Origin of the sequence: Brevibacterium picturae (assembly GCF_030453725.1) — a bacterium.
GTDB classification, from domain to species: domain Bacteria; phylum Actinomycetota; class Actinomycetes; order Actinomycetales; family Brevibacteriaceae; genus Brevibacterium; species Brevibacterium sandarakinum_A.
In genome coordinates this window covers 1-15,965 of the sequence record NZ_JAKDJU010000008.1, presented here as the reverse complement: position 1 = coordinate 15,965, position 15,965 = coordinate 1, and the positions used below count along the sequence as shown (strand labels likewise).

Sequence of the window (15,965 nt, the reverse complement as noted above, 5' to 3'; positions counted from 1 at the left end):
AGAGGCTCAGAACTCGCGAAGCTGACGTTTGAGGATCTTGCCGGCCGAGTTCTTGGGCAGTTCGGCCACGAACTCGACGCGCTTGGGCACCTTGAACCCGGCCAGACGATCCTTGACATGTGCGAGCACATCGGCCTCGGTGAGCTCACCCTGGTCAGACTTGTTGACGACGAAGGCGGTGACTGCTTCGATCCACTTCTCATCGGCAACACCGACCACCGCCACCTCGGCGACCTGTGGGAGTTCGAAGATCGCGTCCTCGACCTGCCGGCTGGCCACCAGAACACCGCCGGTGTTGATGACGTCCTTGACCCGGTCGATGACCTCCACGAAACCGGATTCGTCCATGGTGACGAGGTCTCCGGAATGGAACCAGCCGTTGTCGAAGGCTTCAGCGGTTGCTTCGGGCCGATCCCAGTAGCCTTCGCACAGCTGCGGTGAGCGGTAGAGGATCTCGCCCTGCTCCCCGACGCCGACATCGTTTCCGGTGCTGTCGACGACGCGGGTCTCGACGAAGAAGACGGGGCGGCCGGCCGAGGAGGCGTGGTCATCGTGCCCCTCCGGGCGCAGCACGGTGCATAGGGGCCCCATCTCGGATTGGCCGAAGCAGTTGTAGAAACCGAGCTTGGGCAGACGCTGCCGCAGCTTCTCCAGCACCGGACCGGGCATGATCGAGGCACCGTAGTAGGCCTTGCGCAGACTCTCCAGGTTACGGGTGTCGAGGTCCGGGCTGTTGGCCAGGGCGACCCACACCGTGGGTGCGGCGAAGAAGGAATTGATCTCTCGTTCTTCGAAGATCGCCAGCAGCTGCTCGGGAACAGGAGCGGGTACGACGATGTTGTGCGCCCCGATGGCCAGCAGCGGAATCAGGAAGACATGCATCTGCGCCGAGTGATAGAGGGGCAGAGCATGGACGACCCGGTCCGTGGGGGCGAAGTCGAGGCTCATCAGCGATGACATGTATTCGTGCACGAGTGCACGGTGGGTCATGATCGCTCCCTTGGGCGCCGAGGTGGTGCCCGAGGTGTAGAGCAGCTGTGCGACGTCGGTGTCCACGACGTCGAATTCCTCAGCAGCGGCCGGGGCGATGTCTGCGGCGGTTGCCGGGTCGACAAGGGTGGCGAAGTCCTTGGCCTGAACTCCGGACCCAGTCGGTGTGGCGCTGACCGCGGCGAGGAGATCCGCATCGGCGAAGACGACCTTCGCTCCGGAATTGTCGAGAATGTAGTCGAGCTCGTCGTTCTTGAGCTGATAGTTCACCGGCACGTGGATGAGACCGGCGCGGGCACATCCGAGGTAGAGGAGGAGGTAGAGATCGGAGTTCTTGCCGTAGGCGGCGATCCGATCTCCCTTCTGCGCGCCGAGGCTCATCAGCTCACGCGCCACGGCGGTGACTGCCGTATCCAGGCTGGAATAGGTCCAGGTGCGGTCGCCGAATTCGACGGCGACATCGTCACCGAAGCGTCCTGCGCTGCGACGCACGATATCGGCGACGGTCGAGGAGAAGTGCAGGTCAGGCGATGGCGTTGTCGATGCATTCGTAGTCATGGGCCAAATCTATAACCGAACGATCGTCTGGTGAACCACGTCTCACATATTTTCCTCGGGGCACCGACATTTCTCTGATCAAGCGTGGCACCCGACAAGCATGTACCGGTCGATCTCGTCCGACCGTGACTGCCCGGATGTAATACTGTGGTGGCATGAGATACCCGAAGGTCAGCGAATGTGTCGACGTGTTCGAAGCACTGTGGCCGACGGCCCTGGCAGAGAGTTGGGATTCGGTCGGTCTGGCCGTGGGTGATCCCGATGCCGAGGTGCGTTCGATCCTGCTCGCGCTCGACCCGATGGACGCGGTCATCGCCGAGGCGGTGGTCCTGGGCTCGGACCTGGTGTTCAACCATCATCCGCTCATGCTCAAACCCGTGAAGTCGGTCAACGCCGCAACGCTGAAGGGCGGTGCCGTCCACACGTTGATCAGCAACGACATCGCCCTGTTCAATGCCCATACGAACGCGGACTCCGCACGCGGGGGAGTCTCCGACGTGCTCATCTCCCTGCTGGGGATCGACGACGCGCAGCCGCTCGTGCCCCATGGAGAAGGATTGACCACCGGGATCGGTCGTGTCGGAGACCTGGCCACGCCGACTCCCGTGCGAGATATCGCCCGGAGCCTTTCGAACAGTCTGCCGCGGACGACGACCGGCGTTCGCATCGCCGGCGATCCAGCGGCAACGGTCACTCGGGTCGCCGTCTGCGGGGGAGCAGGAGACTCCCTGTTCGACGAGGTCCGCGCCAGTGGTGCAGACGTCTACATCACCGCTGACCTTCGCCATCATCCCGCCACCGAGGCCCGTGACACCGCCAACAGGCAGGAAGGCAGACCGCAGCTCATCGACGTCTCCCACTGGGCTTCGGAAACCGTCTGGCTCACCGCCGCGGCACAACAGCTGGAGACCGAATTCGCCGCTCGTGGACTCAGCGTCGCCCTGCAGCATTCGGCGGTCAACACCGACCCCTGGGTCGAACGCTATTGACTTCCTGCACTTGACCCCAGACGTTCCAATGACAAGGATTTCCCCATGCTGATCACGGCCGAACAACGCACAGAACTCGAATCGCTCATCGAGCTCGCCGCTCACGGACGCGCACTGCGGCACGATCACGACAACCCCGATCAGGCCTCGGCGCTGAAGGACCTCGTGTCGTCCCACAAAGACCTCGAGGCCAAGAAGGCTGACGCCGCCGAGGTGGTGGAGAGGTTCCGGACTGACGTGGCCGAGCACGCCGCGGCCATCGAGGCCCAGACTGGGCAGATCAGGAAGAAGACCGTCGAGCTCAACGACGGTACCGGTCTGACCAGCCGAGATCTCGTGAATCTGCAGAATGAGATCTCGGGTCACGAGGAACGGGTCGCTGAACTCGAGGAGGCTGAGCTCGGCTCCATGGAGGAACTCGAATCCGCTGAGGCCGCCCTCTCAGACGTCGAGTCCTCCCTCGCCGAGGTGATTGCCTCGGGCCGTGCCACGCAGGCGGCCATCAAGGACCGCCAATCGGAGTTGGCAACGGAGCTCGAGGCCAACAGCGCCTCAGTCAAGAAGCTCAAGTCCGACCTGCCCGAGGCCCTGGTTCGCCAGTTCGACCACAACGTCGCCCAGGGCGGACCCGGGGCCGCCGTGCTGAACGGTCCGAATTGTCAGGCCTGCGGCCAGGAGATCAGCGGGATGGCGTGGAAGGAAATGCTGCTCGAGGACCCGAACCAGACCTACGAGTGCGAAGAGTGCGAGGCGGTGCTGCTGCGCAAGGGTTGAGGCGGGACCCGCTGCGGAGGCGGAAACGTCTCAGTCGCGCAGGACGATGGTCAGCGCCGCCGGTTTGCTCTTGGCATGGGCAGTGAACTCGACTTCATAGGATTCCTCTGCCCGCGAGACCAGCTCCTCGGCGGTGGTGGGGAGCTCCCGATCATCTGAGAGCAGTCGACCGACGAGTTCGCCGCGATAGTACTTCGCCCAATGGGAGACAACGCTGCGTTTGGAACCGGTGACTTTGACTGCGCCCAGTGCAATGACCTGCTCGTGGGGCCCTGGCCACGCGGCCCGGTAATCACTGGAACGGCAGTCCAGGATCACCTCGGCGGGGTCGACGGTGAAGGACTTGGTCAGAACCGGCTTCCACCAGGACGCGAGCTTTCCCAGGGTGCCCAGGTCCGTCTTCATCGCCAGCCGATAGGCGGGAATCGGATCGAGCCCGTGCACCTGGCCGAAGAGTGCCGAGAACACATGCACATTTCGCATCCGCTGTGCCAGGGACTCGTCGGCCATGGCATCGGCGACGAGATCGGGCGCACCCATCGCTTCGTAGAGAACACCGGAATATGTCAGCAGGGCCGGGGCGCAGGGAATGGTGTCAAGGCTGACATTGCGTTCGACCTCGGCCGCAAGTGAGGCACCTACGCCCAACTGATCCAACGCGTCCTTGCGTTTGGAGACCTTCTGCAGGGCAGTGAGAACCTTCCTTCGCTGTGGAGTGAGATCCGGAGCCGAGAGCTCGGGGAGATCGAGAGGGGGACCCGAACTGGCGGGAGTCTTACCTTCTGAAGGTGGCAATAGGATCTTCACCTCACCATCGTAGGTCGCCGACGCTTCGGCTTCGATTCGCTGGCGACGTTAGTTTCATCACCCCTCGATCGCGCCTGCGGCGAGGTGCCCGGTGCGCGGACGGACTGGACCGGGGGAGTACACGGATCTGGGACCTGGTTGCCAGCAATGAGGGTAGACTTCTGTACTCGGGGACAGGTCACCAGACGGTCGCGGCTCTCTCACGAGGGCTGAGGAACGTCCGGGCTCCACAGAGCAGGGATGGTGGGTAACACCCACCCGGGGCAACCCGCGGGCCAGTGCAACAGAAAGCAGACCGCCCAGTTTCGACTGGGTAAGGGTGAAACGGTGGTGTAAGAGACCACCAGGGTGCCGGGTGACCGGCGCCGCTGGGTAAACCCCATCCGGAGCAAGATCAGACAGGCGACGTTCGAGGCTGCTCGCCGAGTCGTCGGGTGGATTGCTCGAGGCCGGTGGCAACATCGGTCCCAGATAGATGACCGTCCGTCGAGAAGGGCAACCGACTCGATGACAGAACCCGGCGTACCGGTGGCCTGTCCTCACCTCAGCCGACCGGTCTCACCTCGCCGAAGGGCGCGTCGAGGGCCTCAGGCTCTCCTCGTGTCTCGCAGCAGCAACAGCAGCGAGCACATGCCGTACACTCCGATGACTGCCACCAGTCCCACCCCCAGGACGGCGATGTCGGCACCGATGTTCACATTCTCGGCAGGTTCGGTCGGGGAGTTGCCCTCCGGATCGATGAATGCCGTGATCGTGTCGCCGGTGTCGAAATCGTCGTATCCGTCCTCTCCGCGGTAGATCATCGGCTTTTCGATCGGGGCGCCGTCGGGGTGTTCCACGGTGTACTTGTGCGTGTACGCCTTGCGTCCTTCCGGCGAGTTCGAATCATGCGAGGTCTGCACATCGACCGTGTGATCGACGATGACCACCTCGGTCAGCTCACCGGTGCGACTCACCCCGAGATCCTCGGCCAACATCACCGCGCCGAGCCCAGCAAGTGCCAAAGCCGGAACTGCCAACCAGAGCACCCAGCGTCGGCCGACCACCCTGACCATGCCGATTATCACGATGATGGCTGCGCAGCAGGCGATGACGATGCCGGCAAGCAGGGCCTGTGGCCACAGTGCCGTGATCGTTAGGGCCACAGTGAGGCCGATCAGCAGTATGGCGAGGAGGAGCACGAGGCCGAGCTGGCTGCCGCGTCCGAATATCTGCATACGGTTCTCCTATTCGCAGCCGGGTGGCAACCTGTCTGGGCAGCAGTCGATTCGCACCTATGCGGCCCCCTTCTTCACCTTCGCTTTGCCGTTGTTGGCCGCCAGCATGGCTGCCCCCACGATGCCCGCGTTGTTGAGCAGCTTCGCCGGTTTCATCTCGGCCCGAGTGCGGATCAGAGGCAGGAACTGTGCATGTGATTTCGAGATTCCCCCGCCGATGAGGATGACGTCGGGCGCGACGAGCAGTTCGATCTGGGAATAGTACTGCTGCAGGCGCTCGGCCCAGTCCTCGTAGCTGAGATCTTCACGCACCTTGATCGATTCGGCTGCCTGAGTCTCGGCGTCCCGGCCATTCATTTCGATGTGCCCCAGCTCCGTATAGGGGACCAGGCGCCCCTGCGTGAACAGGGCGGTGCCGATGCCGGTGCCCAGAGTTGTCAGCAGCACGGTCTTCTTCCGATGCCTGCGACCTGCTCCGAAAGTCATCTCAGCCAGACCGGCCGCATCGGCATCGTTCATGAAGTAGAAACGTCGACCCGTGGTCTCGGCGAGAATGGCGGTGATGTTCGACCCGATCCAGGACTGATCGAGGTTTGCCGCAAAGTCAACGTGGTCATCACGGATGACTCCGGGAAAGCCGCATCCGATCGGCAGAGCATCCAGGGCAGAGCGGTCGTCGATGACTCCGAGATCCAACGCGGTGACAGTGAGTTTCTCGAGGAGTTCTGCCATTGCCGATCCGACTTCGGGCGGAGTGCTCGGCTTGGGGGTGAGGACTCGAACACGCTTGAACGCGAGGTTCCCGGTCGCGGTGTCCACGAGCCCGGCCTTGATTCCGGTTCCGCCCACGTCGAGTCCGATGGCGAAGCGTCTCTGCTGATCGTCGGTCATCTCAGTCCTGTCGGGTCGTCGGTCCCGCAGCGATGGCTGCATCGGCGTCGGGGAGGGTGAGGATGTCGGCACCGGCTTCTGTGACGACGAGGGTGTGTTCGAACTGGGCTGAGCGCTTCCTGTCCTTCGTGACCACGGTCCAGGCGTCGTCCCAGACGTCCCAGTCGACGGTGCCGAGGTTGAGCATCGGTTCGATCGTGAAGATCATGCCCGGTTCCATCACCTCGGCGTGGGCAGGTGCGGCATCGTAGTGGGGGACGACGAGTCCCGAGTGGAACTCACGGCCGACTCCGTGCCCGCTGTAATCGCGGACGACACCGTAGCCGAAGCGCTTCGCATACTTCTCGATGACCCGTCCGATGACGTTGATCTCGCGGCCCGGCTTGACGGCCCTGATGCCGCGCATGGTGGCTTCCCATGTCCGTTCCACGAGCAGGCGGGACTCCTCGTCGACAGCGCCGGCGCAGAAGGTGTAGTTCGTGTCTCCGTGCATGCCGTCGATGTAGGCGGTGATGTCGACGTTGACGATGTCTCCGTCGGCGATGACTGTCGAGTCGGGTATGCCGTGGCAGATCACCTCATTGAGCGAGGTGCACACCGATTTCGGGAAGCCTCGGTAGCCCAGGGTCGAGGGATAGGCACCGTGGTCGCACATGTATTCGTGGGCGACACGGTCGATCGCGTCGGTGGTCGCTCCGGGTTCGATCATTTCGCCGACGGCCGCCAGCGCATTCGCCGCGATGCTTCCGGCGGTGCGGACCTTTTCGATGTCCTCGGCGGAGTAGAAGTTGCTGCCCCGGCCTTCGTCGGCATCTGCCCGACCGACGTATTCGGGTCTGGTGATGTGCTGGGGGACTGGCAGTTCGGGGGAGAGGGTTCCGGGCGTGAGCAGGCGAGGCGTATCAGTCATGGTGCTTTCGATTCTAGAGCCGTTGCGTCCAGATATTCCACAATTGCGATGCCTGTCGATGTCACCCGCCTTGGGGCGAGGATATTAGAGTGGAGCCAATGGGTCTCACCTGTGCACACGACGGGCGGGAAGCACTGACGATTGAGACGATGATGCGGAAGGGGCAGTGATGAACGAGCAGACTGGCTCTCCGAGTCACGAGTTCTCCGGTCTCAGCGACGTGGTGAGCCTGACGAGCGCACCACAGCAGATCGCCGACCACATCCTCTCCGGCATCGCCGTGGGTGCTTTGCCCGAAGGGACGCTGCTCCCCGGTGAGAGGGCGCTTGCCGCCGACCTTCAGGTCTCCCGCTCGAGCGTGAGGGCGGCCCTGCTGCGCTTGGAGCGTCTGGGCGTCGTCGAACGGCGTCGCGGACGCGGCGGAGGGACATTCGTGTCCAACGCGGAGCCGACCGCACTTGCGCCGATGGCCGATCGCATCGGAGAGTTCCATGCCGAACGCCGAAACCTCCTCGATGCGCGTGCGATCTTCCAGAACAGCGTGGCCGCGACTGCGGCACTGCGGCGGACCGACGAGGAGCTGACCGGACTTCGGGAGTTGGCGCACAGATATTCCGAACGCGCCGAGGCCACCGTGGCCAGAACAGCCGATGCCCAGTTCCATTTCGCCATTGCGCGGGCCGGTCACAACCCGGAGCTGGTCCGCATGGCTGTCGACATCGACACCAGGATCAATGCGGGATTCCGGCACGATCCGTTCTCGCATGATCTGTTCGAGCACGCGGTGGCCGATCATGCGGCCATCGTCGAAGCGATCGCCACCCACGACGCACCGGCAGCTGGGCAACTGTGCGAGGAGCACTTCCGGTCGACGACGATGCCACCCCAGGGCTGAGGCACACTCGCCGACGCATACAACACACGGAGGGCCGACACCATCGGCTGGTGTCGGCCCTCCGCGTGTGCGAGCTCTCGGCCTCAGATCAGGTGCTGGGCGCCCTCGATCTCAGGTGTCAGTGATCTCAGGTGTCACTGATCTCATTACTCAGTTGGCCAGGGCGTGCTCGACGGAGACAGCCTCAAGACCGAAGGCCTCGGCGACATTGTCGTTGGTGACATGACCATTGTGGATGTTCAGCCCACGCGCCAGGCCCGAATCCTTCGACAGTGCTGTATGCCACCCCTGATTGGCGATTTTGACAGCAAACGACAGGGTCGCATTCGTCAACGCAGCCGTGGCGGTGTTCGGCACCGCCCCGGGCATGTTCGCCACACAGTAGTAGATCGAGTTGTGCACCTCGAACGTGGGATCATCGTGAGTCGTCGGACGCGAGTTCTCGAAGCAGCCGCCCTGATCGATGGCGATGTCGACGAGGACCGAACCCGGCTTCATGCCCGCGACCATGTCGTCGGTGACGAGCTTCGGTGCCTTCTTGCCGGGAATGAGCACCGAGCCGATCACCAGGTCGGCAGAGGCCAGGGACTTCGTGATCTCGTACTTGTTCGACACCTTCGTCGCGATCGCGCCGTTGAAGGTCTCATCGATCTGGCGCAGGCGCGGAATGTTGATGTCGATGACCTCCACATTGGCACCCAGACCCAGGGCCACGCGCGCGGCATTGGTGCCGGCGACACCGGCACCGATGACGACGACGTTGGCGCGTTCGACACCGGGGACACCGGAGAGCAGGATCCCGCGGCCGCCCGAGGCCTTGAGCAGACTGTGGGCACCGACCTGCGTCGAGAGCCGACCGGCGATCTCACTCATCGGGGCCAGCAGCGGAAGTCCTCCGCCGTCGGGCGCGACCGTCTCATAGGCAATCGCTGTTGTGCCCGCGTTCATCAGCGCCTGTGTCAGCGCTTCATCCGCGGCCAGGTGGAGGTAGGTGAACAGGATCAGGTCCTTGCGCAGGAAACCGTATTCCTCGGCGATGGGTTCTTTGACCTTGAGGACCATGTCACCGGCGGTCCAGGTCGATTCGGCGTCAGGGGCGATGGTGGCGCCGGCGTCGGTGTACTCATCATCGGTGATGAACGACCCAACTCCGGCACCGGCCTGGACCGTGACTTCATGTCCGTGGGCAACGAGTTCGTGGACACCGGCAGCGGTGATGGCGACGCGGAACTCGTTGTTCTTGACCTCTGTGGGCACTGAAATGCGCATAGCTTTCCTTCTCTTATGTTGCCCCATGGGCAGTTCCAGCCAGTTTCACGCATGGCTGAGGATACATCTCACTGTATTCTGTTGAAGGTCTGGAGGGCAAACCTTTATTAGCAGGATTCGTGACAATCTCTGCGGAATCGGTGGAATATTGCTCCGGCTGATACGGAAACATCATTTTCTGTGGCCCTCGGACACAAAACGTGTCACTTTTTGATGCCCAGTGCACACTGAAGGAGGCTCGCGGACCGGAGACCGGTGAACATCGGTCACCGGCCTCGTGCCAGGCCACCATCTCTCCCGTGGCGATGGAGTGCGGCGAGGTCCTGGCGGCACGAGACAGAACCGGTAAGCTGAAATCTGTCAGGGATTCACCACACCCGCGATGGAGGGCTCGACATGGGACTGTTCAAAGATATCGACGACGCCGATTCGAAGTACTACTTCAATCTGCAGACCAACGAGGTCGAGCGCGGCCTGGTCAGCGACGCGGATCATCGCATGGGTCCGTATGAGACCGAGGAAGTGGCTCGGGCCGCCCTCGAGCGGGCCAAGGCCCGCAATGAGGAGTGGGAAGAGGACGACAAGAAGTGGAACGGCTGAGGAATGTCGCGTCAGGAAGAGTTCGTTCTTCGCACCGTCGAAGATCGTGAGGTCCGCTTCATCCGCCTGTGGTTCACCGACGTCCTCGGCGGGCTGAAGTCGGTCGCAGTGGTCCCGGCAGAGCTCGAGGGTGCCTTCTCCGAAGGCATCGGCTTCGACGGTTCTGCCGTCGAAGGGCTCTCCCGGGTCTACGAAGCCGATATGGTGCTCAAGCCCGATCCTTCGACCTTCTCGCTGCTGCCGTGGCGCGGTGAGACGGAACCCACCGGACGGATGTTCTGCGACATCCACGTCCCCGGGGGAGAACCGGCCCAGGCCGATCCGCGCAACGTCCTCAAACGGACGCTGGCAAAGGCCGCGGAGAAGGGGTTCTCGTTCTATGTTCACCCGGAGATCGAGTTCTACCTGTTCAAATCGGACAACCTCGACCCCAGCACCGGCATCATCGAGGGCACCAGGCCGATACCCGTTGACACGGCCGGCTACTTCGACCATGTCAACGGCGGCACGGCCAACGACTTCCGCCGCTCCGCTGTCACCATGCTTGAGGCCATGGGCCTGTCCGTGGAGTTCTCCCACCATGAAGCCGGCCCGGGCCAGAACGAGATCGACCTGCGCTATGCCGATGCTCTGACCATGGCCGACAACATCATGACCTTCCGGTCGGTGATCAAAGAAGTCGCGATCTCTCAGGGCGTATACGCATCCTTCATGCCCAAACCGCTCAACGATCACCCGGGCAGCGGTATGCACACTCATGTCTCGCTCTTCGAGGGGGAGAACAACGCGTTCTTCGAACCCGGTGCCATGTACCAGTTGTCGAGGACGGGCAGACAGTTCATCGCCGGCCTCCTCACCCATGCCGCAGAGATCACCGCAGTGACCAATCAGCATGTGAATTCGTACAAGCGACTGTGGACCGGTCACGAAGCACCGTCCTACATCTCCTGGGGGCACCGGAATCGTTCGGCCCTGGTGCGCGTGCCGCAATACAACTCGGGCAAGTCGTCGTCGGCTCGCATCGAATACCGGGCTCTCGACTCCTCTGCCAACCCGTATCTGTCCTATTCGCTCATGCTCGCTGCCGGGTTGAAGGGAATCGAGGAAGGCTACGAGCTGCCCGAGGAGGCCGAGGACAACGTGTGGCAGCTTTCGGACACGGAGCGTCGCGCCATGGGAATCCAGGCACTGCCGTCCAGCCTGTCCCACGCCCTCGAGATCATGGAGCAGTCCGATCTGGTGGCTGAGACCCTGGGCGAGGAGGTCTTCGACTTCTTCCTGCGCAACAAGCGGCAGGAATGGAACGACTACCGTGCTCAGGTCACCCCGTTCGAGCTCAGCAAACACTTCACCTCGATGTAGTCCCATGTCCCGGATCACTTCGCGCACCTCGGTCGTCTCCGAGTCAGCCGCCCGCTTCCTCGACGAGATCAATGAAATCCTGGGCCAGCCCTTGGCCACGGACTCGCGCTTCATCGACCTCCTCGAGGCGACTCCGGATCCGCACCAGGCTGCGCTCGGCCTGCTGCGGGTCCTGGAGGCCGCGGGGGAGTCCGCACCGGCGTTCCTCGACGCCGTCCGTTCGTCGACCGGGCCCGATCTGGCAGAGGACGAACTCGACCGCGCTCTGCTTCGTCGTGTGCTCGCCGTCATGGGCACCTCGGAAGCGATGGTCGACCACCTCGTACGGCATCCGGAGTCTCTGCCGCAGCTGGTGGAGAAGTCGCCGTTCCTGATGATCTCCACCCCTGCCGCCTCGGCGATGTCGCTGCGCAACGATCTGCTGGCAAGCGTGGGAGCCGATCCTGATGATCCGGCACCCACGGCGGACCACCTCGGCGAGGCGGCGATCAAGGATCTGCGCCGCACCTATCGCGATGCACAGCTGCGGCTCGTGGCCGATGACCTTGTCGCCGAGGCGCCCGAGGAGATCGTCGATCACGTCATGGCCGTACTCTCGGACCTGGCCGCTGCCGCCATGGACGCCGCGCTGGCCATCGCCAGGGCAGAGCTCGACCCCGAAGGCAGCGTCCGCATCGCTGTGATCGCTCTGGGCAAGACCGGAGCTCGCGAGCTCAACTACGTCTCCGATGTCGATGTGGTCTTCGTTCTCGACTCTGCGACGAGTGATGAGCAGCGCGACCTGGCCACGGAAGTCGCCCAACGCATGCGCAGCATCCTCTCCGACGCGGGGGCGGAGCCGGCCCTGTGGGAGGTCGACACGGCGCTGCGCCCAGAGGGCAAAGCGGGTGCCCTGGTGCGCACGATGTCGGAATTCACCCGCTACTATGCCGACATCGCGAAGAACTGGGAGTTCCAGGCCCTCCTCAAAGCACGGCCCGTCGCCGGCGACGTCGGAGTGGGTGAGGAGTTCGTCGAGACGCTCCTGCCGCTGGTGTGGGAGGCCGCCAGCCGGCAGGGCTTCATCGATGGCATCCGTTCGATGCGACGTCGCGTCGTCGACCTCATCCCCGCCGCCGAGGCGCCCCGGCAGATCAAGCTGGGACGCGGGGGACTGCGCGATGTGGAGTTCTCCGCCCAGCTGCTGCAGCTCGTCCACGGCAGTACGGACGAAGACATCCGCACCCCGAACACGCTGATGGCCTTGGAAGAGCTGGGCGAACACGGGTACATCGGGAAAGAGGACGCCTTCGTCTTCTCCTCGGCCTACCGTTTCATGCGTGTGGTCGAGCACCGGGTCCAGATTCCGCGGATGCTGCGCAACGCGCTCATCCCCGACGACGATGAGAAGCTGCGCATCCTCGCCCGATCGGTCTTTACCTCGGGTCCCCGGACCGGAGCCCGGCTCGAGGATACACGCAAGGACTATGCGAAACAGGTCACCCGCCTGCACGACCAGATCTTCTACCGCCCCATCCTCGATGCCGCCGTCGGCGTGCATGGTGCCGTCGTCGACGCCCACAACCGGGGCAGCAGCATGCAGGCCGCTGCCGATCGGCTGCGGGCCTTTGGGTACCGCGACCCGCAGGGCGCTCTGGCCCACATCAAGGCGCTGACGTCCGGCATGTCGCGGACAGCACTGGTCATCAAACAGGTCCTGCCGGCACTGCTGGACTGGTTCTCCGACGGGGTCAGCCCCGATGCCGCGCTTCTGGCGTTTCGTCGGCTCACGGACTCGCTGTCGTCCTCCGGCTGGTTCCTCAAGATGCTGCGCGATTCCGGTCTGGCCGCGAAGTCGGTCGCGGAGATTCTCTCACTGTCCGGCTATGCCAGTGAACTGCTTCTGCGCCAACCCGCCGCAGTGGCGTGGTTGGACAACTTCGACAACCTCACATCGCGCGATCCGAAGGCTCTCGAGGCCGAAGTCGGCGGCCTGCTCAAACGGCATGGGGCATCTGCGATCACTCCGATTCGTGAAACCTACAGTCGTGAGCTTCTGCGGATCGCTCTGCGTGACGTCCTCGGCGTCGGCGATCGGGCGGAGATCCCCGGCGACCTCTCGGCCCTGATGGATCTCACGGTCAGCAGCGCGCTGCAGGCCGTGCGCATCGACCTCGACCGACCCGACACCCCGACCTACGAGTTCGCGGTGATCGCGATGGGCCGGTGGGGCGGAAACGAGATCGGCTACTTCTCCGATGCCGACGTCACGTTCGTCTATCGCTCCGTCGGTGAGGAGCTTGGGGCCGAGGAGAAGGCGAAGCTGAGCAAACACGTCAACAAGGTCGCACTCGGCATGGGGAGCCGGCTCAAGGCCAGCGAGGCGGCCCAGGGCGTCGATCTTGACGCGGACCTGCGGCCGGAAGGGAAGAACGGGCCTCTGGTCCGCACCCTGTCCTCCTACCGGGCCTATTATGCGAAGTGGTCCCAACCATGGGAGGCACAGGCGCTGCTGAGGGCCCGCCCCGTCGCCGGTGATTCCGGTCTCATCGAGGAATTCACGGAGCTCATCGACGGGCTGCGGTATCCCGTCGACATGCCGACGAAGTCACTGACCCAGGTTCGCACGCTCAAGGCCCGGATGGAGGATGAGCGCTTGCCCCGCAATGCGGACAAGAGGCGACATCTCAAACTCGGCCGGGGCAGTCTCTCCGACGTCGAGTGGACGGTCCAGCTGTTGCAGCTTCAACACGCCCACCGGATCGCCGGTCTCCGGACGACCTCGACGCTGTCGGCACTCGGTGTCGCTGCCGAGGAAGGGCTGATCCCGGCAGACGACGCCGAGGAGCTCGCTTTCGCGTGGCAGCTGGCGACCGATGTCCGATCAGCTGTCATGCTGTATCGGGGACGCACAGCGCAGTCGCTGCCGGAGGAGCACTTCGAGCTTGAGGCCACGGCCCGGCTTCTCGGATACGCGGCGGGAGGCGGCCACGAACTCGAAGACGACTACCTGCGCGCGACCCGGCATGCGAGGAACATCATGGAGCACCACTTCTACGGGTTCTGAAGCGCTCTCAGTCGAATTCGAGGCCCAGGAGCGCGTTCTCGACGACCTCGGGCAGAGCGGGATGGATCCAGTACTGGCCCTTGGCCATCTCGTCTGCGGGCTGTCCGAACGCCATCGCCTGGATGAGGGGTTGGACGATCATCGATGCTTCATGACCGACGATGTGCGCGCCCAGGATCTGTCGAGACGCCTTGTCGGCGATGATCTTCACGATCCCGGGGTCATCGGCCATCGCCCAGCCGTAGGCCACGTCGGAGTACTTCTGGACCTTGACACTCACGTCGTGTCCGGCGCGCCGTGCCTCGTCTTCGGTGATGCCGACGTAGGCCACCTGGGGCGAGGTGAACACAGCCCCCGGGACCGCATGATGATTGACCGTCCGCAGCTCCGTCTCGGCGGCCGCGCCGGGTTCGCCCGCCGCCACATCGACGGCGAGGTTGTCGCCGACGACATCGGCTTCATGGTTGGCGACGTGCTTGAGCTGGTGTGGGGAGCTGATGTCGCCGAGTGCGAACACTCCGGGGACCGGCTGACCGTGTGCGAGCACGCGCTGCGCCGAATCGACGCGCAGACGAGCGTCATCATGGACATCGAAGCCGCCCCCCGCGGCATCCAGGCCGGCGGTGTTCGGTGTCCGACCGGTGGCGATGAGGACAGCATCAGTTTCGATCTGAGACGGAAGTTCGACCTCGCCGAGGCGGCCGCTGGCTTTCAGAGTCAGTCTCACCTGACCGTCATCGAAACTGTATGCGGAAACCTCTGCGCCGCGGTGGACCGTATGGGTGCGCTCGAAGATCTCGGTGAATTCCTCCGAGGTCTCTTCGTCGATGTTGCCGAGCAGACGGGGGCCGCGAGCGATCACTGTCACCTCTGTGCCGAACCCGGCGAATATATGGGCGAACTCGGTCGCGATGATGCCGGAGCCGATGATGACAAGTCGCGCGGGCCTGCGTGGGATGCGCATGATCGAGTTCGACGTGACGACGGGATAGCCGTCGGTGTCCACCAGCTGCGGGTCGAGTCCCTCGGCTTCGGGAATGACGGGGGAGGCCCCGGCCGCGATGACGATTCGATCGGCGGTGATCTCCTCGCCCGAGGCGGTCCGCACCGTCTTCGCTGCCGTGAAGTGAACATGTTCGGCCACGACGCTCACATTGGGCTGGCGATCTCCGCTGCGGTAGTCCCGACCTCCGGCTTCGATGGCGTCGACGCGGTCGAAGATGCGCTTCTGCAGCGCTGCCCAGTCGACGCTGTGGAAGTCGGTCGTGACGTTGTAGCGCCGCGCGTCGGCTGCCTGCTCGGCGATCGTGGCGGGATAGACGAACATCTTCGTCGGAATGCACCCCACGTTGAGGCAGGTGCCTCCGAAATGCCACTCCTCAGCAACGGCGACGTTGAGCCCGGAGAATCTGTCGTCGAGGAACATGTTCCCCGACCCTGTGCCGATCAGGAGAAGATCGAAATGCGTCATTGTCCATCCCTGTGTCAGTTGTGGTCGCGATCGAAGGCTGCCGCGGTCAGAAACACTGAAGGGCGCCACCGGGGGGACCCCCGGGGGCCGGGCCGGTTTTGCCGGCCGCGGGTTTTTTGTGCGCGCCCGCCCGCGGGGGGGGCGCGCGGGCGGCCCCCCCCGCGCGCGCCGCGGCCCCCCCCCCCC

The 15,965-nt window shown here is 63.9% G+C and carries 13 protein-coding genes and 1 other RNA gene; 7 read left to right on the top strand and 7 right to left on the bottom strand.

Annotation, left to right across the window (positions count from 1 at the left end):
- Positions 1-6: 6 nt before the first annotated feature.
- Complete coding sequence (locus L0G76_RS01935; RefSeq protein ID WP_304355726.1) at positions 7-1,548, bottom strand: fatty acyl-CoA synthetase; 1,542 nt, start codon at positions 1,546-1,548, stop codon at positions 7-9.
- A 155-nt stretch (positions 1,549-1,703) separates the two neighbouring features.
- Here L0G76_RS01935 and L0G76_RS01930 point away from each other — a divergent pair, with 155 nt between their 5' ends.
- Positions 1,704-2,537: a Nif3-like dinuclear metal center hexameric protein gene (locus L0G76_RS01930; protein WP_304355725.1), complete on the top strand. Its 834-nt coding sequence runs from the start codon at positions 1,704-1,706 to the stop codon at positions 2,535-2,537.
- A gap of 45 nt (positions 2,538-2,582) precedes the next feature.
- Positions 2,583-3,311 carry a zinc ribbon domain-containing protein gene (locus L0G76_RS01925; RefSeq protein WP_304355724.1) on the top strand — a complete coding sequence of 243 codons (729 nt, stop codon included), beginning with the start codon at positions 2,583-2,585 and terminating at the stop codon, positions 3,309-3,311.
- Positions 3,312-3,341: 30 nt separating this feature from the next.
- Here the strand turns inward: L0G76_RS01925 and L0G76_RS01920 are convergent, their stop codons facing one another.
- Positions 3,342-4,118, bottom strand: coding sequence for a YaaA family protein (locus L0G76_RS01920; RefSeq protein ID WP_304355723.1), 777 nt, complete (start codon positions 4,116-4,118; stop codon positions 3,342-3,344).
- A gap of 173 nt (positions 4,119-4,291) precedes the next feature.
- On the opposite strand from L0G76_RS01920, the gene rnpB reads away from it, so the two are divergent.
- Positions 4,292-4,659, top strand: an RNA gene (gene rnpB / locus L0G76_RS01915) — RNase P RNA component class A.
- A gap of 46 nt (positions 4,660-4,705) precedes the next feature.
- On the opposite strand, the gene L0G76_RS01910 is transcribed toward rnpB, so the two are convergent.
- Genes L0G76_RS01910 through map form a run of 3 tightly spaced genes read right to left on the bottom strand, consistent with a single transcriptional unit; the run spans position 4,706 to position 7,136 of the window.
- Positions 4,706-5,335, bottom strand: a complete 630-nt coding sequence (locus L0G76_RS01910; protein ID WP_304355722.1) for a hypothetical protein — start codon at positions 5,333-5,335, stop codon at positions 4,706-4,708.
- A 57-nt stretch (positions 5,336-5,392) separates the two neighbouring features.
- Positions 5,393-6,226 carry a polyphosphate--glucose phosphotransferase gene (ppgK, locus tag L0G76_RS01905; RefSeq protein WP_304355721.1) on the bottom strand — a complete coding sequence of 278 codons (834 nt, stop codon included), beginning with the start codon at positions 6,224-6,226 and terminating at the stop codon, positions 5,393-5,395.
- Between the two features lies 1 nt (position 6,227).
- Positions 6,228-7,136, bottom strand: a complete 909-nt coding sequence (map, locus tag L0G76_RS01900; protein ID WP_304355720.1) for a type I methionyl aminopeptidase — start codon at positions 7,134-7,136, stop codon at positions 6,228-6,230.
- A gap of 169 nt (positions 7,137-7,305) precedes the next feature.
- On the opposite strand from map, the gene L0G76_RS01895 reads away from it, so the two are divergent.
- On the top strand, positions 7,306-8,031 hold the full coding sequence (locus L0G76_RS01895; RefSeq protein WP_304355719.1) for a FadR/GntR family transcriptional regulator: 726 nt from the start codon (positions 7,306-7,308) through the stop codon (positions 8,029-8,031).
- A gap of 150 nt (positions 8,032-8,181) precedes the next feature.
- Here L0G76_RS01895 and ald read toward each other — a convergent pair whose 3' ends face one another.
- Positions 8,182-9,300: an alanine dehydrogenase gene (gene ald / locus L0G76_RS01890; protein WP_304355718.1), complete on the bottom strand. Its 1,119-nt coding sequence runs from the start codon at positions 9,298-9,300 to the stop codon at positions 8,182-8,184.
- 396 nt (positions 9,301-9,696) lie between these two features.
- Between ald and L0G76_RS01885 the strand changes: the two genes are divergently transcribed.
- The 3 genes from L0G76_RS01885 to L0G76_RS01875 are packed head-to-tail and all read left to right on the top strand — an operon-like array spanning position 9,697 to position 14,308.
- On the top strand, positions 9,697-9,900 hold the full coding sequence (locus tag L0G76_RS01885) for a hypothetical protein (protein ID WP_092108443.1): 204 nt from the start codon (positions 9,697-9,699) through the stop codon (positions 9,898-9,900).
- 3 nt (positions 9,901-9,903) lie between these two features.
- A complete protein-coding gene (glnA, locus tag L0G76_RS01880) occupies positions 9,904-11,262 on the top strand; it encodes a type I glutamate--ammonia ligase (protein WP_304355717.1) in 1,359 nt (452 codons plus the stop codon).
- Between the two features lie 4 nt (positions 11,263-11,266).
- The gene (locus L0G76_RS01875) at positions 11,267-14,308 is read left to right on the top strand and encodes a bifunctional [glutamine synthetase] adenylyltransferase/[glutamine synthetase]-adenylyl-L-tyrosine phosphorylase (protein WP_304355716.1); all 3,042 of its coding nucleotides are present in this window, start codon (positions 11,267-11,269) and stop codon (positions 14,306-14,308) included.
- Positions 14,309-14,315: 7 nt separating this feature from the next.
- On the opposite strand, the gene L0G76_RS01870 is transcribed toward L0G76_RS01875, so the two are convergent.
- Positions 14,316-15,779 carry a mycothione reductase gene (locus L0G76_RS01870; protein WP_304355715.1) on the bottom strand — a complete coding sequence of 488 codons (1,464 nt, stop codon included), beginning with the start codon at positions 15,777-15,779 and terminating at the stop codon, positions 14,316-14,318.
- Positions 15,780-15,965: the final 186 nt, after the last annotated feature.